The sequence below is a fragment of the Algibacter ulvanivorans genome (assembly GCF_048381495.1).
GTDB classification, from domain to species: Bacteria; Bacteroidota; Bacteroidia; order Flavobacteriales; family Flavobacteriaceae; genus Algibacter_B; species Algibacter_B ulvanivorans.
This window is the reverse complement of the sequence record NZ_JBLWGD010000007.1, coordinates 167,007-188,553: the sequence shown is the minus strand read 5'-3', so window position 1 is coordinate 188,553 and position 21,547 is coordinate 167,007. Positions and strand designations below refer to the sequence as shown.

The window sequence follows — 21,547 nt, the reverse complement described above, 5'->3', positions numbered from 1 at the left end:
ATTTTGCGCTTATTTTATCAATACGCTTTTGTATTTAGTTAAGTTTTTAAGTGTTATACCAGTACCTCTTACAACAGCGCGTAAAGGATCTTCTGCTATGTAAACAGGCAAATCTGTTTTTTGAGATAGACGTTTGTCTAAACCACGTAACATAGAGCCTCCACCAGCTAGATAAATACCTGTGTTATAAATATCGGCAGCTAATTCAGGAGGGGTTTGCGATAGGGTTTCCATAACCGCATCTTCAATTCGTAAAATAGATTTGTCTAATGCTTTAGCAATTTCTCGATATGAGATAGAAACTTGTTTGGGTTTTCCTGTTAACAAATCTCGACCTTGTACACTCATATCTTCTGGAGGTAATTCTAAATCTTCGGTAGCTGCACCAATTTGTATTTTAATTTTTTCGGCAGTTCGCTCGCCAACATAAAGGTTGTGTTGCGTACGCATATAATATACAATATCGTTTGTAAATACATCACCTGCTATTTTTACAGATTTATCGCATACAATACCGCCTAAAGCAATTACAGCAATTTCGGTAGTACCGCCACCTATATCTACCACCATATTACCTTTGGGTTGCATAATATCTACACCAATACCAATTGCAGCTGCCATAGGCTCGTGTATTAAGTAAACCTCTTTACCATTAACGCGTTCTGCACTTTCTTTTACTGCTCGCATTTCTACCTCTGTAATACCAGAAGGGATACAAATGACCATGCGTAAAGCGGGAGTGAAAAATTTCTTTTTTAATGCTGGTATGTTTTTTATAAACATACTAATCATTTGTTCTGAGGCATCAAAATCTGCAATTACCCCATCTTTAAGTGGCCGAATGGTTTTAATGTTTTCATGGGTTTTACCTTGCATTAAACTGGCTTCTTGGCCAACGGCAATTATTTTACCCGATATTCTGTCGCGAGCTACTATAGAAGGAGCGTCAACAACAACTTTATCGTTGTGAATTATAAGTGTGTTTGCAGTACCTAAATCTATTGCAATTTCTTCTGTTAAGAAATCAAAAAATCCCATGTGTTATTAAAAATTTAAAGTGGTTTTAAAAACGAATCCCGTAAATGTAATAAAAGTTAATAAATATATGACTTTTAAGAGGTTCAAAATTCGTATTAAAATTTATTGCCTTTTACTTATACGTTATTCATCGATTTTTAGATTATTAAAAACCGATGAATTTATGTGTTAATTTATGGGTTTTTTAGTGTTTAAAGTGGCGTGTACCTGTCATTACCATAGCTACGTTGTTTTCGTTGCAATAGTCTATGCTTAATTGGTCTTTTATAGAACCACCTGGCTGAATTACGGCTGCTATACCAGCATTATTTGCTATTTCAACACAATCTGGAAACGGAAAAAATGCATCGCTAGCCATAACAGCTCCGTTTAAATCGAATTTAAAAGTTCCTGCTTTATGTATAGCTTGTTCTAAAGCATCAACACGGCTTGTTTGTCCTGTTCCGCTTGCACAAAGTTGTTTGTTTTTTGCTAAAACAATAGTGTTAGATTTTGTGTGCTTACAAATTTTTGAAGCGAATATTAAATCGTCTATCTGTGCTTGTGTAGGTGCTGTGTTTGTTACGTTTTTTAAATCTTCGGCTTTGTCTGTAATGTTGTTTCTGTCTTGAACTAAAATACCATTTAAACAGCTTCTTACGTTTGTTTTTGGCATTTCAATATCATGAATTTTTAATAGAATTCTATTTTTCTTTCCTTTTAAAACTTCTAAGGCTTCATTTGAAAATGATGGCGCTATAACAACTTCGCAGAACAATTTATGAATTTCTTCTGCTGTAGATAAATCAATTTCTTTATTTCCAATTAAAACACCTCCAAAGGCCGAAACAGGGTCGCCTGCTAAAGCATCAATATAGGCTTGATGTAAGGTGTCGCGTTGTGCTAAACCACAAGCGTTATTGTGTTTTAAAACAGCAAATGTTGGCGCGTCGTTTTTAAATTCTAGCATTAAATTTACGGCAGCATCAACGTCTAAAAGGTTGTTATAACTTAGTTCTTTACCGTGAAGTTTTGTAAATAATTCTTCAAAATTTCCAAAGAAAAAACCTTTTTGGTGTGGATTTTCTCCATAACGTAATGTTTTACCATTAGTTTCACTTAATTTTAAAACAGTTTCCTCGTTATTTTGGTTAAAATAGTTAAATATTGCAGTATCATAATGAGAAGAGACATTAAATGCTTTGCCAGCAAAACGTTTTCTGTCTTCTTCTGAAATAGCACCGTTGTTAGCAGAAATTAATTCTAAAAACTCGGCATAATCATTAACCGATGACACACAAATTACATCGGCATAGTTTTTAGCAGCGGCACGGATTAAGGAAATTCCTCCTATATCAATTTTTTCAATAATATCTTGATTGCTAGCGCCAGATGCTACTGTTTTTTCAAATGGGTATAAATCTACAATTACAACATCTATTTGCGGAATTTCATACTCGGCTAATTCGGCAACATCGCCGTCATGATTTTGTCTGTTTAAAATACCTCCAAAAACTTTTGGGTGTAATGTTTTTACACGACCACCTAAAATAGAAGGGTAAGAGGTTACATCTTCAACAGGTACAACTTTAATCCCTAAATCGTTTATAAATTTTTCTGTTCCACCAGTAGAATAAATGGTTACACCTTGTTTGTCAAGTTCTTTTACAATAGGCTCTAAACCGTCTTTGCTAAATACAGATATTAATGCCGATTTAATAGTTTTTTCGTTGCTCATTTGTGTTGTGTTATTTTTTTTGAAAATGAATTTTGTAAATAATTGCAAAAGTACTTATTTCATCTAACAAAATAAATGAGGATGCCTTAAAAATAAATGCGTTTTTTTAACGAAAAACATAAGTTGTTAACAGTATGCTTTAATTCTTTAAAACAAGAAATAAGGATGTTGAAAATTTAAATTTATGTTTTTGGGGTTTAAGCAAGTAATTTAGATACTTTGCTGCAAACAAATTCTAAAAAATCTTCGTCGTTTTTAGTAAAAGGATCTGGTGTGTTAGAGTCAATATCTATTTGTCCAATATTTTTACCATTAACAAAAATAGGCACTACAATTTCGGCTTTAACGGTTATGCTGCAAGCTATATAATTGTCTTGCGCAGCAACATCAGGTACCACGAAATTTTCGTTACTAACGGCAACTTGCCCACAAATACCTTTTCCGAAAGGAATTACAGTATGGTCTGTTGGCTCACCAACATAAGGACCTAAGTGTAGTTCTTTTTTATTGGCGTTACTAAAATAAAACCCAACCCAGTTATAATATTCTACATGAGTTTCAAGTAATTTGCAAATGTTTAAAAGGCGTTCGTTAACAGTTTTTTCGGTTTCAGAAACAATACGCTCTACCTGTGGTTTTAGTTTTTCGAAAATCATAAATTCAAAAGTTTTGGCAAAAGTATTTAAAAAGGCGTAATTTCGATATTCCGTTTTAATAAAATTAACACAATTCTTTTTTTAAGAAATAGCTAAAATATTACTTGAAAACACTTTTTATAAAATATAAGCTGGTAATAAAATTTATACTTACATTTTTGTTGGTTTATGGGCTGTTATCTGTTGTTTACAAATTTTATTTACAATTTTCTAATGGGGCTGTATTTTATCCAGATTTCATGACGCATTTAGTTTCGGTGCAAACAGAAGCGTTATTACATACTTTGGGGTATCAAGTACAAATGTTGCCGCACCCAAACGAGCCATCTATGAAGGTAATTTTAAATGGAAAATATTTAGCTAGAATTATAGAAGGCTGTAATGGTATAAGTGTAATTATTTTGTTTGTATCGTTTATTGTTGCTTTTTCTGGACAATGGAAAACAACTTTTTTTTACTTGCTTGCTGGTAGCGTTTTAATTTATGCTATAAATTTATTGCGCATAGTGTTTTTAACTATAAGTATGTATCATTACCCAGCGTATGAAGATGTTTTACATACGGTTGTTTTTCCAGGAATAATTTACGGTTTAGTGTTTTTGTTATGGATTTTTTGGGTAAATAGGTTTTCTAAATTAAACAAAAAGCATGCGTAAAATTATTAAGTATATATGGCTTTTTGTTTTAGTTTTAATGCTAATTTTAATACGTTTTTTTGAAGATGTATTGTTTTACGATCCATATTTAACATTTTTTCAAAACGACTATTTGTATATTGATAGTCCTAGGCGAGAAATAGCTAAATTGATAGGTTATACTACCTTGCGGTATATTATAAATGCGTTTATTTCATTAGCTATTTTATATGTGGTTTTTAGAGATAAACATATAATAAAATTCTCTGTTGTTATTTATGGTGTTGCCTTTGCAGGTTTAATTACGGTTTATTTGTATTTTGTTATTAACCCGAGGCAAGAAGATTATTACTTGTTTTTTAATATTCGTCGTTTTTTAATTCAGCCTATAATTTTAATACTTTTGCTTCCAGCATTTTACTACCATAAACTAAAAAAATAAGTGTTAAACATACGATAAAATGTATTGTTAAAATTTCATTTTTTGTAATTTTGTAGAGTGATAAAACAAATCTTACATAAAAGTTTTACTATAATAATGGCGCTTTTAGTGCTGTTTTCAACAGTATCTTTTACTATTGAAAAGCATTTTTGTGGTGATGTTTTAGTTGGTGTTTCGGTATTTACTGAGGCCGAAAAATGTGCTACCGAAGCTTTAGAAATACTCCAGAAGAAAACTTGCTGTAAGGACGAAACAAATGTTGTGAAAGGGCAAGACGAATTAAAAGTATCTTCGTTTGAAGATTTAGATTTCGAGCAGCAACAATTCATTACAACATTTGCATATGCTTATTTAAGTTGTTTTGAGAGTTTAGCAAAACACACAATTCCTCATAAAAATTATTCGCCACCAAATTTGGTTTACGATATTTTGGTGTTAGACCAAGTATTCATCATTTGATTTAATAAATGTTTTTATTGATGCCCTAAAATTAGGGTTCTGGTAAAGTTTTCGCTTTCGCGGAAATAAAATATTTATTAATTCAAATTTTTAACAAAATGAAACATATTTATACAGTTTCAGGCATGACCTGTAACGGGTGTGGAACATCGGTGGAAGAAAAGCTAAATAAGCTGCCAGATGTTATAAAAGCTTCTGTAAATTTAGAAACTTCAGAAGCTACAATAGAAATGGCTAACCACATTTCAACAGAAACGCTACAACAAACCATTTCTAACAAATATTCAATATCAGAAAAGAATATTTTTAATTCAGCTTCAAAAAATAGCATTGAAGAGAAAAGCGATTTGCAGCAATTATTTCCATTGTTTTTAATATTTGGTTACATAATTGCCGCATCTGTAATGCTAAACGTAAAACCTTGGGAAACCAATGGTTTTATGCTCGATTTTATGGGGTTATTCTATATTGTTTTTAGCTTTTTTAAGTTTTTAGACTTAAAAGGCTTTCCAGAATCGTTTAAAATGTACGACCCGCTTGCAAAAGTGATGCCTGTTTATGGTTGGGTGTATCCATTTATAGAAGCCATTCTTGGTATTATGTTTTTAATGCGTATAGAAATACCTGTAGTGCTAATTGCAACTGTAATTATTTTAGGAATAACTACTATTGGCGTTACTAAAATATTGCTTGATAAAAAAACAATTCAATGCGCATGTTTGGGTACAGCATTAAAACTTCCTATGACAAAAGCTACGTTTATTGAAAATAGTATTATGATAGTTATGGCAATTATAATGCTTATAAAAACCTATAACTAAAAATGAAATATTTAATTTATATACTAATAGTATTTCCTTGTTTGTTGGTTTCTCAAGAACGTATTACAGGTAAAATTCTAGACGCAAACGAAACAAATAACGAAATTGGTTTGGTAGGTGCTAATGTGTATTGGCTAAATACAGAAGTAGGCACCGTAACAGATATTGATGGGAATTTTTCAATACTATACAAGCCAGAATACAGCAAGTTGGTTATTAGCTATGTTGGGTTTAAAACAGATACGCTAACAATAAATACAACAAAAAACATTAAACATTGGTTGCAACCAACAGATAATTTAGATACTGTGGTATTAAAATCGAGAAAGCAAACTACTGTAAAATCGTATTTTAAAGCTGCAAATGTTATAAATGTAAGTAGCGACGAGCTGTTAAAAGCAGCCTGTTGTAACCTCTCTGAAAGTTTCGAAACTAATCCATCTATAGATGTTAATTTTGCCGATGCTATTACCGGTACGCGTCAAATTAAAATGTTAGGCTTAACCAGTCCTTATATTTTAATTGCTACCGAAAACATTCCGTCTATACGCGGCGCTTCTCAAGCTTATGGATTAAGTTTTATTCCCGGCACATGGGTAGAAAGTATTCAAATAACAAAAGGCGCGGGTAGTGTAGTTAATGGTTTTGAAAGTATAGCAGGGCAAATTAATGCCGAGTTAGTAAAACCATCAACAGATAATACATTGTTTGTTAATTTATACGGAGCCTCAAGCGAGCGCTTAGAGTTAAACACGCACATTAATACTAAAGTTAACGATAAATGGCATACCGGATTATATTTGCATGGTAATACTCATAATAAAAAGCATGATGTAAATAACGATGGTTTTTTAGATATGCCATTATTTAACCAAATAAATATCATGAACCGTTGGCAATATATTGATACAAAAAAAGGTTTTTTAAGTTTTATAAATCTAAAATTTTTAAACGATAAAAAACAAACTGGAGAGCTAGACTTTAACCCCAAAACCGATAAGTTAACAACAAACTATTGGGGCGGCGAGATAGATACTAAACGCTACGAGATATCTTCAAAACTAGGTTATGTAAACCCTAATATACCTTGGCAAAGTATTGGGGTGCAAACAGCTTTTAGTAGTCATAAGCAAGCGTCGTATTTTGGTTTAAACACATATAATATTACTCATAACAGTTTGTATGCAAATGCAATTTATAATTCGATTATAAGCGATTCTAGGCATAAAATAAAAACAGGACTAAGTTATACATACGACCATTATGATGAGTTTGTAGATGCTGGCGGTTTAGATACAGACTTTGAAAGAACCGAAAACTCAGTTGGTGCTTTTTTTGAGTATAGCTTCGATAATTTAGAGCTGTTTAATTTAACAGCAGGAGTTAGAATTGATAACCATAATTTATTGGGCACATTTGTAACACCAAGAGTGCATGCAAGGTATTCGCCATGGAGCAAATCTGCTTTTCGAGCTTCTTTTGGAAGGGGTAAACGTAGCGCTAATATTTTTACCGAAAACCAGCAATTGTTTTCAACATCTAGACAAATTAATATTTTTAATTCTGGCGGAACTGTTTATGGTTTAGATCCCGAAATAGCTTGGAATTATGGGGTTTCGTATTTACAAGGCTTCAATCTTTTTGGGAGAAAAGCAGATATAACGTTAGATTACTATAAAACCGATTTTAAAAATCAAATTGTAGTAGATTGGGAAACGCCTAGCCAAATTAGTTTTTATAACCTTAACGGAAAAAGTTATGCAAATAGTTTTCAAGCAGAATTAAATTATAATGTTTTGGAACATGTAGATTTACGAACAGCTTATAAATTTTACGATGTTAAAACCGATTATAATTCGGGAAAGTTAGAGCGTCCTTTAACACCAAAGCATAGGTTTTTTACTAATATTGGTTACGAAATGCATAAAAATGAAGGTAAGCCAGGGTTTTGGAAGTTCGATGCAACCTTTAATTGGTTAAGCGACCAGCGGTTTGCAAATACAGCAAGTAATCCTGCCGAATATCAATTGCCAGGCAGAACACCATCTGTAGCTACATTAAATGCCCAAATAACTAAAGTGTTTTCTCCAAAATTTGAAGTATATTTAGGTGGAGAAAACATAACAAACCTTAGGCAATCTAACCCTATTTTAGGAGCTAATAACCCTTTTGGTGCGAATTTTGATTCTACCTTTGTATATGGTCCAGTTTTTGGAAGCATGTATTATGCTGGTTTACGGTATAAAATAAAATAAAACTAATAATATTATCCTGAATTTAATTCAGAATTTAAAGACTAATAATTATGAAAAACTTAATAGTTATAGCATTAATTTTAATAGCATCAACCACTTTTGCCCAAAATAAAAATGCAAAAGCATCTATGGAAGTAGATGGAGTATGTGGCATGTGTAAAGCTCGTATTGAAAAAGCATGTTTAAACACTAAAGGTGTGAAATTTGCACAATGGAATGTAGATACTCACGAATTAAAATTAATTTATGATGATAGAAAAACCAATATAAAAACCATTGAAAAACAAGTGTTAGCTGCAGGACATGATACAAAAGAACTTAAAGCTACAGACGAGGCTTATGCCAAAGTGCATCCATGTTGTAAATACCGAGATGAGGCTGTGATTGATGATCATACTCCAAATCATAACAAAAAGCATAATGAAAACGATAAACATAATCATTAAAATATGAAAACCACACCAGAGCATAATGCACGAATTGCAAAAATGACTTTTGCATCGGTTTACCCGCATTATATTACAAAAGTTGAAAAAAAAGGTAGAACAAAAGAGGAGTTGTTACAAGTCATTGAGTGGCTTACTGGTTTTAATGAAAGTAAATTACAAAAGCTTATTGATGATAAAGTAACATTTGAAACCTTTTTTAATGAAGCAAAATTAAACCCTAATGCTAAGCTTATAAAAGGGGTAATATGCGGATACAGAATAGAAGAAATAGATAATGCTTTAACCAAAAAAACAAGGTATTTGGATAAGTTGGTAGATGAATTAGCTAAAGGTAGAAAAATGGAAAAAATATTAAGAACCGCTTAGTTTTAAATACAGTTTTAAAGTATGCCTAAAATTCAATATCGTATTTATGTTGTAGAATTATCGAAGCGGGTATTTACAGAAAACGCTAGGTTTCGGGCAGCGAATCCGCAGTTTAATGGCGTTTTAGAATGTCTGTATGTTGGTATGACAAGTAAAACGCCTAAAGAACGTTTTATGCAACACAAAACAGGGTATAGAAATAAGAAAGGTTATAAATTATCGTCTAGTATTGTACAAAAATATGGTTCGTATTTAAGGCCAAGTTTGTACAACCATATAGATCCAATAAGTTCTAGGGCTGAAGCTTTAAAAATGGAAGAGACTTTAGCGTTAGAGTTGCGCAGGCAACGTTATGCGGTTTGGTTTAATTAAATTTTATATTTAAATAAAAACGCTCCTCAAAACATTGAGGAGCGTTTTTTTATAACTTGTGTATTGAGGGGTCTCGATTACATCATGCCTGGCATTCCGCCACCTCCCATTGGAGGCATAGCAGGAGCATCTTCTTTAATATCAATTAAAGCACATTCTGTTGTTAGAATCATTCCAGCTACAGAAGCTGCATTTTCTAAAGCAATACGTGTTACTTTTTTAGGGTCGATAATACCAGCTTTAAGCATATCTACATAGGCTTCAGATTTAGCATCGTAACCAAAATCTTTTTTACCTTCTAAAACTTTATTGATAACTACAGAGCCTTCGCCACCTGCATTTTCAACAATAGTTCTTAAAGGTGCTTCAATAGCTTTGTTTACTATTTGTACGCCTGTGGTTTCATCTAAATTATCTGTTGTAATTTTAGCTAATACAGCTTTTGCTCTTACTAAAGCTACACCACCACCAGCAACAATGCCTTCTTCTACGGCTGCTCTTGTTGCATGTAAAGCATCGTCAACACGGTCTTTTTTCTCTTTCATTTCAACTTCACTTGCAGCGCCAACGTAAAGTACAGCAACACCGCCAGCTAGTTTTGCTAAACGTTCTTGTAGCTTTTCTTTGTCGTAATCTGAGGTTGTTGTTTCTATTTGCGATTTAATTTGGTTTACACGTGCTTTAATGGCATCTGCATCACCAGAACCGTTTACAATAGTTGTATTGTCTTTATCTACAGTTACGGTTTCGGCAGTTCCTAACATGCTTAAATCGGCATTTTCTAATGTAAATCCTCTTTCTTCAGAAATTACAGTTCCGCCGGTTAATATAGCAATGTCTTCAAGCATAGCTTTACGTCTGTCGCCAAAACCAGGCGCTTTTACAGCAGCAATTTTTAATCCGCCACGTAACTTGTTAACTACTAATGTTGCTAAGGCTTGCCCATCAACATCTTCGGCAATGATTAATAACGGACGGCCAGATTGTGCTACTGGCTCTAATATTGGAAGAATTTCTTGTAGGTTAGAAATCTTTTTGTCGAATAATAAAATGTATGGATTTTCTAAATCGGCAATCATTTTGTCAGAATCTGTTACAAAGTAAGGAGAAAGATATCCTCTGTCAAACTGCATACCTTCAACTACGTCAACATAAGTTTCCATACCTTTGGCTTCTTCAACAGTAATAACACCTTCTTTACCAACTTTGCTAAAGGCTTGTGCAATTAATTCGCCAATAGTGTTATCGTTATTTGCTGAAATAGCAGCTACTTGCTGGATTTTTTCTGAAGAGTTACCAACTTTTTTAGCTTGTTTTTCTAAATCTGCTGTAATGGCTTCAACGGCTTTGTCTATACCACGTTTTAAATCCATTGGGTTTGCACCAGAAGCTACGTTTTTTAAACCTTCTTTTACAATAGCTTGGGCTAATACGGTTGCAGTTGTTGTACCATCTCCAGCTAAGTCGTTAGTTTTACTTGCAACTTCTTTTACCATTTGAGCGCCCATGTTTTCGTGCTCGTTTTCTAGTTCTATTTCTTTTGCTACAGATACACCATCTTTAGTTACAGAAGGAGCACCAAAGCTTTTTGAAATAATTACATTACGTCCTTTAGGACCTAGAGTTACTTTTACTGCATTTGCTAATGCATCAACACCACGTTTTAGTCCGTCGCGTGCTTCAATATCAAATTTTATATCTTTTGCCATTTTTTTAATTTTTTAGCTTTTTGCCATTAGCTTTTTTAGCTGTTGGCTAAGTTTTTAATTGTTTTTTGTAGAGCTAAAAGCCAAAGGGCTAATAGCGGTTTGTTTTTTTAGATAATTGCAAGTATGTCGCTTTCGCGCATAATTAAATAATCTTTACCTTCTAGTTTTAAATCTGTTCCGGCGTATTTACCATATAAAACAGTATCTCCAACTTTTACAGTAATAGGCTCGTCTTTAGTGCCTTTTCCGGCAGCTACAACGGTTCCTTTTTGAGGTTTTTCTTTTGCATTGTCTGGAATAATAATTCCTGATGCTGTTTTAGTTTCAGCAGCAGCAGGCTCAATAAGAACTCTGTCTGCTAATGGTTTAATGTTTAATGCCATTGTTATATGTTTTAATTTTAAAATATTAAAGTTTATGTTTTTGTATGTTGCTAAAAATGTGCCATGGCTTGTAAACTGACAAACTTACAGCAACAAAAAATGCCAACTTATAAAGTTGGCATTTTTTAATTAGTTTTTCAGAAATTATTCTTCTGTTGAATCTTCTGGTGTTGCAGTTGTTGCATCTGTATTAGTGTTTGCAGGAACTGCTGGTAGTGGTTGTGTTGATTGTGCATCAGGATCTAAAGCTTTAGATTCTGTGCCAGCACCACCTCTGTCTATAGCAATGTTTGATACTAGTATTAATACTAATAAAAGTGTTGCTAATGTCCATGTGCTTTTGTCTAAAAAGTCGGTAGTCTTTTTTACGCCTCCTAATTGTTGGGTGCCGCCACCTCCAAATGATGATGATAACCCACCACCTTTAGGGTTTTGAACCATAATTACTACAACTAGTAAAAATGCTACAACGACTATAAGGACTAGAAATATTGTAAACGTACTCATTATTCTTTATTGTTTTGTTCTTGTAATTGCTCTACGGCTTTAATTTGGTTTGCAAAGAAACTACTTTTTTCTGGATATTTCAAACTTAAAATTTTATAAGATTGAATTGCCTTTTTGTAGTTTTTTTGTTCTACGTATATACGAGCCAAAGTCTCTGTCATTAAAGACTCTGGTTGTATCATTTGTGCTTTAGCTAAGTTGCCTTTTTTTGGTGCCGTTTTAACAGGACTTATTTTTGGGTTTTTTGATATAAACCTGTCAATAAGTTCAAACTTTTTTTCTTTTCCTATATTGGTGGCTTTTTTTTCTTGTGCTGGTTCTTTTACTGCAGGTTGCCTATTTATAGGTTTAAAGTGTGTTAGTTTTAACCATTCGTTAAACGAGTGTGTTTCTTTTTTGTCAAACTGAAGTGGTTTGCCTAGGTTTAATATATCTTCAGCAGTTGCTTCTTGTGTTTTTGTTTTGTTGGTTGCGTTTTCAATAGTTTCAGATTCGTCTAAAATAAAGTTTTGTGTTTTTTTTGGTCGTGCTTCTTTGGGTTGAAATAATGCGGGATCTAAAACGCCATCGGTGTCTTTTATCTGTTGTTTTAAAGCATCGTCAATGGTTACGCTTTTGTTTACCGAGATATCTTCAGCATCAACGGGTAAACTTTTTAAATTTTCGGTATTTTTTTTAATGAATTCTGAAATTTCATTTTGAATGAAGGCTTCCGAAGTTATAAAATCGAACAGAATGCTTCGGTCTGTTGTATAGGCTGCCGTGTTTTTAAGTTCTTGATTGTAGCTAATGCTATTTTGGTTTTTTAAGCCTTTAAGATATATGGCACGTGCTGGTTGGAAATAAGGATATTCTTTAATAATAGATTTTACGGCCTCGGTTTGTTGGTGAGAAATAACCTGAGGGTTTTGTAATATGTGTGTAAAATCTGTTTGTTTCATGAGGTGTTTTATTTACCATTTAGCTAGTGTAGCATTAAAAATATCTTGGGTAATGCGTTCAAAAATTTCTTCGTGTGCTGTGGTTTTCTGCGAGCCTGTTAATACGGCACTAGCCGGATAGTCGTAAAAGAAAGAGAAACTTTGTTCTAAATCGTCTTCTTCTTTTTTTGTGTTAAAAAAACGAAGTTTAACGTTTATTGTTAGTCTGTTTTGTGCTGCGGTATTATCAGATGTGGCTGTTGTTGGCGAAATTCTATAATCGGTTATTTCGCCTTCGTAAATTAAATCGCCTTTTGATGGTACGAGGGTTAAATTGGTTTGGTTTTGTATTAAATCTTCAAGGGCTAATTTAAAATCGCGTTCTAGTCCTGGCTCTATAAGTAATGATGTGTTTTCAAAACGGTTTACTTGGTATGTTTCTGTGCCTGGAGGGATTGATGCTCCTGTAAAAGAGTATATGCCGCATGCTAAAACGGTGGTGGATAAAAATAAAATTAGTATGTATTTGGTGTATTTCATTTTTTAAAATTCATTTTTTTAACGTTTTAGCAATTTTAACTTGGCTACATTTTAACGTTGGTGTGTTGTTGTATGTTGTGTAAGCTGCCTTTTTATAGGTCGAATTGTTTTATTTTTCGGTATAAAGTGCGTTCGCTTATTCCTAATTCTGCTGCTGCTAATTTACGTTTTCCGTTGTGACGTTCAAGCGATTTTTTAATTAATTCTAACTCTTTGTCGTGTAAAGATAGGGTCTCTTCTTCTTCAATTTCTTCGGCAAAGTAATATTTGTCTTGAACAGGGTTGGTTTCTTCTTCGTTTGGGGTGTGTTCTGCAATGGCTATAATGTCGTTATTGTTTGTTGTTTCTTCAAAATCAATTTCGTCTTCATTATTGTTTCCGTATATTTTTTGAATTAGGCCTTCATTGTTTTTTTCTATGTCTTTTATATTGCCATTTTTCATTAATTCCATGGTAAGCTTTTTTAAATCATTTAAATCGGCTTTCATGTCAAAAAGGATTTTGTATAAAATTTCGCGTTCGCTACTAAAATCGCTTTCAGATTTTGATGTTTTAACAATTGCTGGTAGGTTGGTGCTAGATGTTGCGGGTAAATAGCTTTTTAAAACTTCGGCAGTAATGGTTCTGTTTTGTTCTAGTACAGAAAGTTGCTCGGCAATATTACGTAGTTGACGAATGTTACCAGCCCAGCGGTGTTTTAATAATACTTGTATGGCGTTATCGGTAAGTTTTACCGTTGGCATTTTATATTTTAAAGCAAAATCGCTAGCAAATTTTCTAAATAATAGATGGATGTCTTCTTGGCGTTCTCTTAGTGGTGGCAGGTTAATATCTACGGTGCTTAATCTGTAAAATAAATCTTCACGAAATTTTTCTTTTTCGATAGCTTGAAGCATATTTACGTTTGTAGCTGCTACTATGCGTACATCTGTTTTTTGTACTTTACTGGATCCTACTTTTAAAAATTCGCCATTTTCTAAAACTCTTAATAATCGCACTTGGGTGGTTAAGGGAAGTTCTCCAACTTCGTCTAGAAAAATGGTGCCTCCATTGGCTACTTCAAAATAACCTTCGCGGGTTTGAGTTGCACCTGTAAATGCGCCTTTTTCGTGCCCAAATAATTCGCTGTCTATTGTGCCTTCTGGTATTGCACCACAGTTAACGGCAATGTATTTGTTGTGTTTTCTGTGAGATAATTGATGTATTATTTTGGGAATACTTTCTTTTCCAACACCACTTTCGCCAGTTACTAATACAGAAATATCGGTTGGTGCAACCTGTATAGATTTTTCAATAGCTCGATTTAGTGATGGTGTGTTTCCAATAATACCAAAACGTTGTTTTATAGCTTGAACAGATTCCATGTTATATATACTTCTTTTTTTATTCTCGTTTAAGTGATAAGGTTTTATTTTTTATTTGTTAAGAGCACATAGATTAGTTGTTTTCGCTTAACCCTACGGCTTCTCCAATAAGCGTTGCGCTTGTGCAATTAGTAACTTTTACATTTACAAATTGACCAATTTTAAAGTTGGCTTTAGGGAAAACACAAACAATGTTTTGCGGCGTGCGCCCAGACCATTGCGAATTTGATTTTTTTGATTGTTTTTCAATTAATACTTCTACGGTTTTTCCTAGCCACTCTTTTGTTTTTATTTCGCTATGGGCTCTTTGTAAATCTACAATATCTTGTAATCTGCGTTTTTTTGTTGCTTCAGGCACATCGTCTTTCATGTTTCTGCCAGCCATAGTTCCTGGGCGTTCAGAGTAAGTAAACATATACCCAAAGTTGTATTTAACATATTCCATTAAGGAGATGGTATCTTGAAAATCGGCTTCGGTTTCGGTAGGGAAGCCTACAATCATGTCTTGACTAATGGCACAATCTGGTAGTATGCGTCTAATATTGTCTATTAATTTAAAATACTCTTCTCGTGTGTGTAAACGATTCATTTCTTTTAAAATACGATTGCTACCGCTTTGCACAGGTAAGTGTATATGGTTGCAAATGTTGCGGTGTTTGGCCATGGTTTCAACAACATCTAGAGTTAAATCTTGCGGGTTTGATGTTGAAAAACGAATGCGTATTTTAGGTTGTGTTTTGGCGCAAATGTCTAAAAGTTTAGCAAAATTTACCGAAGTAGCTTTTTGCATATCGGTAGCTTTATCAAAATCTTTTTTTAGGCCGCCTCCATACCAAAGATAGCTGTCTACGTTTTGCCCAAGTAAAGTAATGTCTTTATAGCCTTTGTTCCATAAATCGTTTATTTCTTCAATAATACTTTGCGGGTCTCTGCTTCGTTCGCGTCCGCGAGTAAAAGGTACCACACAGAACGTGCACATGTTATCGCAACCACGTGTTATAGAAACAAAAGCAGTAACGCCATTGGTATGTAATCGAACAGGCGAAATATCGCCATAGGTTTCTTCTTTAGATAAGATAACATTTATGGCATCTTTACCTTCGTCAACTTCGGCTAAAAGGTTAGGTAAATCTTTATATGCATCTGGGCCAACTACTAAATCAACAATTTTTTCTTCTTCAAGAAATTTAGTTTTTAAGCGTTCTGCCATACATCCTAAAACACCAACTTTCATTTTTGGGTTATGGTCTCGTTTTACGGCATTATATTTTTCTAAGCGTTTACGTACGGTTTGCTCTGCTTTATCTCGAATAGAGCAAGTGTTTACTAAAACTAAATCGGCCTCTTCTAGTTTTTGTGTTGTGTTAAAACCTTGGTTGGCCATTATTGAGGCTACAATTTCGCTATCGCTAAAATTCATAGCGCAGCCGTAACTTTCAATAAAAAGTTTACGGGTGTTGCCTTCTTTTTGTTTAACCAATAAGGATTGGCCTTGTTTATTTTCGTCTATTATTTTTTCCATAGTATATCGATATCTCTACCGGTCAATAAGTATGCAAAGATACTATTAATTTATGTTTTGTGACAAAGTGGCAGTCGAATTTTATATTATAATTAACGCAACCAAAAACTATTTTAGCCATCTATAAATAAACGCCAAATATCTAATTAATGAATTTTGTAAAAAAGCCCTTTTTTATCTTAGCAATAACCCTGTGTTTTATAAATATGCAATGTCATGAAGATGATGGTATACCGTATCAAGGAAATTGTGATGAAGTAGCAGTTGTAGATAGTAACTTATATAAAAGTATAAGCTCAGAAAATGTTACTTTAATTAATGCCGAAGTTGTAGATAATTGTTTAAATATTAAAATTGGTGCGTCTGGTTGCGATGGTAATACCTGGGCGTTTAAATTAGTAGATTCTGGAGTTGTTGCAGAGTCGTCTCCAGAACAACGTTATTTAAAACTGCAGCTTATAAATAATGAAGCGTGTTTAGCTTATTTTGAAAAATATATATCGTTCGATTTAACACCGTTACAAATTAATGGAAGCAATAAAATAATATTGCATATTGATGGTTTAGAAATGTCTTTAACTTATAATTATTAAAATAAAACAACCTACCTATGAAATTAAAATATTTTTTCTTGGCTCTTGTTTTTATGGCCTCAATATCATGTAATAAAAATGATGATGCCGATTACGAGTTTGTACAAGTTGCAACACCGCAATTAATGAGTAAATCTGCTTTTAGAAGCTCGGTTAAAATTAATGCACCTAAAACTATAGAAGAACCAGGTAAAATTTATGTGTACCAAGATTATATTTTTGTTGGAGATAAAGATTCGGGCATACATATTATTGATAATACTAATCCTGAAATACCAAAAACAATAGCGTTTATTGAAATTCCTGGTAATGAAGATATTTCTGTAAAAGATAACTTTTTGTATGCCGATAGCGCTACAGATTTAGTGGTTTTTAATATCTCAGATATTAATAATGTAACCTTTGTTGAACGTTTGGAGGACGTATTTAGTGTTTACGACTATGCGATTCCTGTTGAAGCTGAAACTGTCGAGTATGGTAATTTTGATAGAGATGAAGAAATTATTGTAGGATGGACCGTAAGTACAGAAAGACGTAAAAAAAGTAATACTAATTTAGCTTTGGATGATGGTTTTGTGCCAATTTCAAACGCAGAGTCTGTAACAGGAGTTGGAGGCTCGTTAGCAAGATTTCAAATTGTAGAAAACTATTTGTATGCTGTAGGAAATTATGAGATGACAATTTTTAACATTCAAAATTTATCCGAACCAGTTATAGAAGGCACTCAATATGCAGGATGGAATATAGAAACTATGTTTCAAGCAGACGGGTATTTGTATTTAGGAAGCACAAACGGTATGTATATTTATAATTTAGTAAATCCATCGGCTCCAGAATATGTTTCAGAGTTTACGCATTGGGAAGGCTGCGATCCTGTGGTAGTAAATGGAAACTATGCATATTTAACACTAAGAGGAGGTAACCTTTGTGGGCAACTAGAAAGTGTTTTAGAGGTTATAGATATTAGCGATAAAGCCAATCCAACATTAGCAACAAGGTATAATTTGGAGAATCCTTATGGATTAGGTATTAAAAGTAATATGCTATACGTTTGCGATGGTGTAGCAGGGTTAAAACTATTTGAAATAGAAACACCAAAAGATTTAAAATTAGTAAATACATTAAAAAATATTCAAGCAAAAGATGTTATTCCTTTAGAGGATAAACTAATAATGATTGGAGGAAATACAATTTACCAATACCAATATAACGAAAATAACATAGGTTTAATAAGTACATTCAAACTAAACTAAATTAAACTCATGTTATATTAAATCTGCCTTTGGGCAGATTTTTTTATGTATAATTGTAAAATATTAACCATAGTATAAAGATATTTTTATAACTAACCAATTACAAGAAATGAATACAATTGACACTTTATTAAAAAAAATAGAAAGCGCTAAAGATTTAGATTTTGGAACCATTTTTAGCGAATCTATAGAGTTATTTAAAAAAACTTGGTTGCAAGGCTTTTTAATGCTGTTGTTTACCATGTTAATTATGTTACCACTAATTATTGTGTTTTATGTGCCATTTATAGGTATGGTTATAGCACAGCAAGAATCAGGATATTCTGACGCTGCAGGTTTCGAAGGCTTTTTTGCAGGTATGTCTGTTTTATATATTATAGTGGTTGTTATAGCAGCTTTAGTATTAGGTGCGGTTTCTGTAGCTATAAACGCTGGTTTTTATAGAATTATGAATAAAATAGATAATAATGAGCAAGTAAGCACACCAGATTTCTTTTATTTTGTTAAAAAGCAATATTTAGGAAAAACATTTATGATTATGTTGGCATCAATAGGTATAGCTATACCTTCAGCTTTACTTTGCTACATTCCGTTAATTTATATGATTGTGCCATTATCCTTTTTTGCAGTATTCTTTGCGTTTAACCCAGAGTTAACGGTAGGCGAAATTGTAAAAGCAAGTTTTAAATTGGGGCATAAAAAATGGTTAATATCTTTTGGATTAATAATAGTAGCATCACTTTTATCAAATTTAGTAGGTTATTTGTTGTGTGGTATAGGTTTGTTATTTACAGCAGCTTTTACGTATCATCCTATTTACTTAATTTATAAAAATGTAATAGGTTTTAATACACACACGGCTATTGATGAGATAGGAACAACAACCGAAGAATAAAATTAATTTTTAACACCTAAAAGCCTGCTGTTGTTGTGTTAATAGCAGGTTTTTTTGTTGAAATAACACACAGATAATCCATAAAATGCTACAGATAAACTTTTTTTGATATACATTTGTAGCTTCAAAAAATGATGTATGGCGAAGAATTTAGTGATAGTAGAGTCACCTGCAAAGGCAAAAACCATAGAAAAATTTCTAGGAAAAGATTTTAAAGTAGAATCTAGTTTTGGGCATATAGCCGATTTACCTTCCAAAGAATTAGGGGTTAATGTAGATGGTGATTTTAAACCAAAATACGAAGTATCAAAAGATAAACAAGCAGTTGTAAAAAAGCTTAAAGACTTAGCTAAAAAAGCCGAAACGGTTTGGTTGGCAAGTGATGAAGATCGAGAAGGAGAGGCTATTGCATGGCATTTGGCAGAAACTTTAAAGCTAGATAAAGAAAAAACGAAACGTATTGTTTTTCATGAAATTACAAAAGCGGCTATTTTAAAAGCTATAGAAAACCCAAGAGGTATTGATTACGATTTGGTTGATGCACAACAAGCCCGTCGTGTATTAGATAGAATTGTAGGATACGAATTATCACCAGTACTTTGGCGAAAAGTAAAAGGAGGGCTTTCGGCAGGTCGTGTACAATCGGTTTCTGTAAGACTAATTGTTGAAAAAGAAAGGGAAATTCAAGAGTTTACTCCAGTAGGTTCTTATAGAATTGATGCCGAATTTTCGAACGAAGACGGACAAACATTTAAAGCTAAGTTACCAAAGAATTTTTCAACAAAAGCAGAAGCACAAAAATTTTTAGAGCAAAATGCTTCAGCAAATTTTAAAGTAGCCGATTTAACAAAAAAACCAGCCAAAAAATCGCCAGCTGCACCATTTACAACATCAACATTACAACAAGAAGCTTCTAGAAAGCTGTATTTTTCTGTAAGTAAAACCATGACAATGGCGCAACGCCTTTACGAAGCAGGTTTAATAACTTATATGAGAACAGATAGTGTAAACTTATCTGATGAAGCTAAAAAAGGCGCCGAAGCCGAAATTAAAAATGCTTATGGCGATAAATACAGTAAACCAAGAAATTATAAAGGCAAAGCCAAAGGCGCGCAAGAAGCTCACGAAGCTATTAGGCCTACCAACTTCGCTACACATTCTGTAGATATAGATAGAGACCAAGCACGATTATACGATTTAATTTGGAAACGCTCTATAGCATCGCAAATGAGTGAAGCCGAATTAGAACGTACAAACGTTAAGATAAGCGCATCAACTCATCAAGAAACCTTTACAGCAAACGGAGAGGTTATTACTTTTGATGGGTTTTTAAAAGTATATCTAGAAGGTACAGATGATGAAGATGTAGAACAAGACGGCATGTTGCCAGCAATGAAAACTAACGAAACCTTGCTAAACAACTACATTACAGCAACAGAACGATATACGCGTCCGCCAGCCAGATTTACCGAGGCTTCTTTAGTTAAAAAGCTTGAAGAGTTAGGTATTGGCCGTCCGTCTACCTATGCGCCAACCATTTCAACCATTCAAAACAGAAATTATATAGAAAAAGGTACTGTAGAAGGCGAAGAACGAAACTATTCTCAGTTAACCCTACAGTTAGGAACTGTAAAAGATAAAACACTAACCGAAAAAGTAGGGTCGGATAAAGGAAAATTGGTTCCAACCGATATAGGAATGATTGTAACCGACTTTTTAGTAAATCATTTTGATGCCATTTTAGATTATAACTTCACAGCAAAAGTTGAAGCCGATTTTGATGAAATAGCCGAAGGCAATGAAAATTGGACTAAAATGATGAAAGAGTTTTATAAAAGCTTTCACCCGGTAGTTGAAGATGTAAAAGAAAACGCCGATAGAGAATCTGGCGAACGTATTTTAGGAGAAGACCCCAAAACAGGCAGACGAGTAAGTGTTCGTTTAGGAAGATTTGGGCCTATGGTACAAATAGGAACCGTAGATGATGAAGAAAAGCCACAGTTTGCAAGTTTAAGTCCAGACCAACAATTAAACACGATTACCTACGAAGAAGCAATGGATTTGTTTCAGCTTCCAAAAACATTAGGTGAATATAAAGGCGAAGAAGTATTAGTAAATAATGGCCGATTTGGACCTTATGTAAAATTTGGCGATGCATTTGTATCGCTTCCTAAAGGAACAGACCCATTAAGTGTAGAGATAGATGATGCTATTGTTTTAATAAAAGAAAAACAAAAAGCCGATGCGCCAATCTATATATACAAAGATTTACCTGTGCAAAAAGGTAAAGGACGTTTTGGACCATACATTAAATGGAACAATATGTTTATTAATGTAAATAAAAAATACGATTGGGATAATTTATCCGATGACGATATTGTAGAACTTATCGAAATTAAAATTCAAAAAGAAATCGATAAAGTTATTCATAACTGGGAAGACGAAGGTATTCGTGTAGAAAAAGCCCGTTGGGGAAGACACAATGTAATTAAAGGCAAAGTAAAAGTAGAGCTAGCAAAAACGGTTGATGTTTCTGAAATGACACTAGAAGAAGCAAAAGGCATAATAGAAGCCAATACACCCAAAAAGAAAGCTACCAAAAGAAAAACAACAACCAAAAAGAAAGCACCAGCAAAAAAGAAAAAGTAAAA

22 protein-coding genes are annotated in these 21,547 nt (G+C 33.3%); 12 read left to right on the top strand and 10 right to left on the bottom strand.

What is annotated here, in order from left to right; translation table 11 throughout:
* Positions 1–9: 9 nt before the first annotated feature.
* The 3 genes from ACNG5D_RS15420 to ACNG5D_RS15410 form a co-directional block, all read right to left on the bottom strand.
* A complete protein-coding gene (locus ACNG5D_RS15420; RefSeq protein ID WP_418184429.1) occupies positions 10–1,038 on the bottom strand; it encodes a rod shape-determining protein in 1,029 nt (342 codons plus the stop codon).
* Positions 1,039–1,222: 184 nt separating this feature from the next.
* Positions 1,223–2,755, bottom strand: a complete 1,533-nt coding sequence (gene purH, locus ACNG5D_RS15415) for a bifunctional phosphoribosylaminoimidazolecarboxamide formyltransferase/IMP cyclohydrolase (RefSeq protein ID WP_418184428.1) — start codon at positions 2,753–2,755, stop codon at positions 1,223–1,225.
* A gap of 197 nt (positions 2,756–2,952) precedes the next feature.
* Positions 2,953–3,411 (bottom strand): GAF domain-containing protein, encoded by a 459-nt coding sequence (locus ACNG5D_RS15410; protein ID WP_418184427.1) that lies wholly within the window; start codon positions 3,409–3,411, stop codon positions 2,953–2,955.
* Between the two features lie 104 nt (positions 3,412–3,515).
* Between ACNG5D_RS15410 and xrtF the strand changes: the two genes are divergently transcribed.
* The 8 genes from xrtF to ACNG5D_RS15370 all read left to right on the top strand — a co-directional run bounded on the left by xrtF (position 3,516) and on the right by ACNG5D_RS15370 (position 9,210).
* Complete coding sequence (gene xrtF, locus ACNG5D_RS15405) at positions 3,516–4,067, top strand: exosortase family protein XrtF (protein WP_418184426.1); 552 nt, start codon at positions 3,516–3,518, stop codon at positions 4,065–4,067.
* Positions 4,060–4,488: an exosortase F system-associated membrane protein gene (locus ACNG5D_RS15400; protein ID WP_418184425.1), complete on the top strand. Its 429-nt coding sequence runs from the start codon at positions 4,060–4,062 to the stop codon at positions 4,486–4,488. Before xrtF ends, ACNG5D_RS15400 begins: the two co-directional genes overlap by 8 nt.
* Before the next feature lie 57 nt (positions 4,489–4,545).
* Positions 4,546–4,947 (top strand): HYC_CC_PP family protein, encoded by a 402-nt coding sequence (locus ACNG5D_RS15395; protein WP_418184424.1) that lies wholly within the window; start codon positions 4,546–4,548, stop codon positions 4,945–4,947.
* A 98-nt stretch (positions 4,948–5,045) separates the two neighbouring features.
* Positions 5,046–5,768 carry a heavy-metal-associated domain-containing protein gene (locus tag ACNG5D_RS15390; RefSeq protein ID WP_418184423.1) on the top strand — a complete coding sequence of 241 codons (723 nt, stop codon included), beginning with the start codon at positions 5,046–5,048 and terminating at the stop codon, positions 5,766–5,768.
* Between the two features lie 2 nt (positions 5,769–5,770).
* Positions 5,771–8,023 carry a TonB-dependent receptor gene (locus tag ACNG5D_RS15385; protein ID WP_418184422.1) on the top strand — a complete coding sequence of 751 codons (2,253 nt, stop codon included), beginning with the start codon at positions 5,771–5,773 and terminating at the stop codon, positions 8,021–8,023.
* A 50-nt stretch (positions 8,024–8,073) separates the two neighbouring features.
* The gene (locus ACNG5D_RS15380; RefSeq protein WP_418184421.1) at positions 8,074–8,469 is read left to right on the top strand and encodes a heavy-metal-associated domain-containing protein; all 396 of its coding nucleotides are present in this window, start codon (positions 8,074–8,076) and stop codon (positions 8,467–8,469) included.
* Positions 8,470–8,472: 3 nt separating this feature from the next.
* Positions 8,473–8,838, top strand: coding sequence for a DUF2200 domain-containing protein (locus ACNG5D_RS15375; protein WP_418184420.1), 366 nt, complete (start codon positions 8,473–8,475; stop codon positions 8,836–8,838).
* A gap of 21 nt (positions 8,839–8,859) precedes the next feature.
* Complete coding sequence (locus ACNG5D_RS15370) at positions 8,860–9,210, top strand: ribose-5-phosphate isomerase (protein ID WP_418184419.1); 351 nt, start codon at positions 8,860–8,862, stop codon at positions 9,208–9,210.
* A gap of 77 nt (positions 9,211–9,287) precedes the next feature.
* Here ACNG5D_RS15370 and groL read toward each other — a convergent pair whose 3' ends face one another.
* The 7 genes from groL to miaB form a co-directional block, all read right to left on the bottom strand.
* Positions 9,288–10,919, bottom strand: a complete 1,632-nt coding sequence (groL, locus tag ACNG5D_RS15365) for a chaperonin GroEL (RefSeq protein ID WP_418184418.1) — start codon at positions 10,917–10,919, stop codon at positions 9,288–9,290.
* Between the two features lie 107 nt (positions 10,920–11,026).
* Complete coding sequence (locus tag ACNG5D_RS15360; protein WP_418184417.1) at positions 11,027–11,302, bottom strand: co-chaperone GroES; 276 nt, start codon at positions 11,300–11,302, stop codon at positions 11,027–11,029.
* A 144-nt stretch (positions 11,303–11,446) separates the two neighbouring features.
* Positions 11,447–11,809 (bottom strand): preprotein translocase subunit SecG, encoded by a 363-nt coding sequence (gene secG / locus ACNG5D_RS15355; protein ID WP_418184416.1) that lies wholly within the window; start codon positions 11,807–11,809, stop codon positions 11,447–11,449.
* Positions 11,809–12,750, bottom strand: coding sequence for a hypothetical protein (locus ACNG5D_RS15350; RefSeq protein ID WP_418184415.1), 942 nt, complete (start codon positions 12,748–12,750; stop codon positions 11,809–11,811). The genes secG and ACNG5D_RS15350 overlap by 1 nt, the downstream gene beginning before the upstream one ends.
* Positions 12,751–12,762: 12 nt before the next feature.
* Positions 12,763–13,269 (bottom strand): LPS assembly lipoprotein LptE, encoded by a 507-nt coding sequence (gene lptE, locus ACNG5D_RS15345; RefSeq protein ID WP_418184414.1) that lies wholly within the window; start codon positions 13,267–13,269, stop codon positions 12,763–12,765.
* Between the two features lie 92 nt (positions 13,270–13,361).
* Positions 13,362–14,633, bottom strand: a complete 1,272-nt coding sequence (locus ACNG5D_RS15340) for a sigma 54-interacting transcriptional regulator (RefSeq protein ID WP_418184413.1) — start codon at positions 14,631–14,633, stop codon at positions 13,362–13,364.
* A gap of 73 nt (positions 14,634–14,706) precedes the next feature.
* Entirely contained in the window at positions 14,707–16,155 is a 1,449-nt protein-coding gene (miaB, locus tag ACNG5D_RS15335) for a tRNA (N6-isopentenyl adenosine(37)-C2)-methylthiotransferase MiaB (protein WP_418184412.1), read from the bottom strand.
* 149 nt (positions 16,156–16,304) lie between these two features.
* On the opposite strand from miaB, the gene ACNG5D_RS15330 reads away from it, so the two are divergent.
* From ACNG5D_RS15330 to topA, 4 genes are all read left to right on the top strand, one after another.
* Entirely contained in the window at positions 16,305–16,748 is a 444-nt protein-coding gene (locus tag ACNG5D_RS15330; protein WP_418184411.1) for a hypothetical protein, read from the top strand.
* Between the two features lie 17 nt (positions 16,749–16,765).
* Positions 16,766–18,001 carry an LVIVD repeat-containing protein gene (locus tag ACNG5D_RS15325; protein ID WP_418184410.1) on the top strand — a complete coding sequence of 412 codons (1,236 nt, stop codon included), beginning with the start codon at positions 16,766–16,768 and terminating at the stop codon, positions 17,999–18,001.
* 109 nt (positions 18,002–18,110) lie between these two features.
* Positions 18,111–18,896, top strand: a complete 786-nt coding sequence (locus tag ACNG5D_RS15320; RefSeq protein ID WP_418184409.1) for a hypothetical protein — start codon at positions 18,111–18,113, stop codon at positions 18,894–18,896.
* Between the two features lie 138 nt (positions 18,897–19,034).
* Positions 19,035–21,545, top strand: a complete 2,511-nt coding sequence (gene topA, locus ACNG5D_RS15315; protein ID WP_418184408.1) for a type I DNA topoisomerase — start codon at positions 19,035–19,037, stop codon at positions 21,543–21,545.
* Positions 21,546–21,547: the final 2 nt, after the last annotated feature.

Bases quoted from the DNA above. Each gene is read 5' to 3' on its own strand.
- ACNG5D_RS15410 (WP_418184427.1), bottom strand. From the start codon at position 3,411: ATGATTTTCGAAAAACTAAAACCACAGGTAGAGCGTATTGTTTCTGAA.
- ACNG5D_RS15340 (WP_418184413.1), bottom strand. From the start codon at position 14,633: ATGGAATCTGTTCAAGCTATAAAACAACGTTTTGGTATTATTGGAAAC.
- ACNG5D_RS15360 (WP_418184417.1), bottom strand. From the start codon at position 11,302: ATGGCATTAAACATTAAACCATTAGCAGACAGAGTTCTTATTGAGCCT.
- ACNG5D_RS15370 (WP_418184419.1), top strand. From the start codon at position 8,860: ATGCCTAAAATTCAATATCGTATTTATGTTGTAGAATTATCGAAGCGG.
- ACNG5D_RS15330 (WP_418184411.1), top strand. From the start codon at position 16,305: ATGAATTTTGTAAAAAAGCCCTTTTTTATCTTAGCAATAACCCTGTGT.
- purH (WP_418184428.1), bottom strand. From the start codon at position 2,755: ATGAGCAACGAAAAAACTATTAAATCGGCATTAATATCTGTATTTAGC.
- topA (WP_418184408.1), top strand. From the start codon at position 19,035: ATGGCGAAGAATTTAGTGATAGTAGAGTCACCTGCAAAGGCAAAAACC.
- ACNG5D_RS15350 (WP_418184415.1), bottom strand. From the start codon at position 12,750: ATGAAACAAACAGATTTTACACACATATTACAAAACCCTCAGGTTATT.
- ACNG5D_RS15325 (WP_418184410.1), top strand. From the start codon at position 16,766: ATGAAATTAAAATATTTTTTCTTGGCTCTTGTTTTTATGGCCTCAATA.
- groL (WP_418184418.1), bottom strand. From the start codon at position 10,919: ATGGCAAAAGATATAAAATTTGATATTGAAGCACGCGACGGACTAAAA.
- ACNG5D_RS15375 (WP_418184420.1), top strand. From the start codon at position 8,473: ATGAAAACCACACCAGAGCATAATGCACGAATTGCAAAAATGACTTTT.
- ACNG5D_RS15420 (WP_418184429.1), bottom strand. From the start codon at position 1,038: ATGGGATTTTTTGATTTCTTAACAGAAGAAATTGCAATAGATTTAGGT.
- secG (WP_418184416.1), bottom strand. From the start codon at position 11,809: ATGAGTACGTTTACAATATTTCTAGTCCTTATAGTCGTTGTAGCATTT.
- lptE (WP_418184414.1), bottom strand. From the start codon at position 13,269: ATGAAATACACCAAATACATACTAATTTTATTTTTATCCACCACCGTT.
- ACNG5D_RS15380 (WP_418184421.1), top strand. From the start codon at position 8,074: ATGAAAAACTTAATAGTTATAGCATTAATTTTAATAGCATCAACCACT.
- ACNG5D_RS15385 (WP_418184422.1), top strand. From the start codon at position 5,771: ATGAAATATTTAATTTATATACTAATAGTATTTCCTTGTTTGTTGGTT.
- ACNG5D_RS15320 (WP_418184409.1), top strand. From the start codon at position 18,111: ATGAATACAATTGACACTTTATTAAAAAAAATAGAAAGCGCTAAAGAT.
- ACNG5D_RS15390 (WP_418184423.1), top strand. From the start codon at position 5,046: ATGAAACATATTTATACAGTTTCAGGCATGACCTGTAACGGGTGTGGA.
- ACNG5D_RS15400 (WP_418184425.1), top strand. From the start codon at position 4,060: ATGCGTAAAATTATTAAGTATATATGGCTTTTTGTTTTAGTTTTAATG.
- miaB (WP_418184412.1), bottom strand. From the start codon at position 16,155: ATGGAAAAAATAATAGACGAAAATAAACAAGGCCAATCCTTATTGGTT.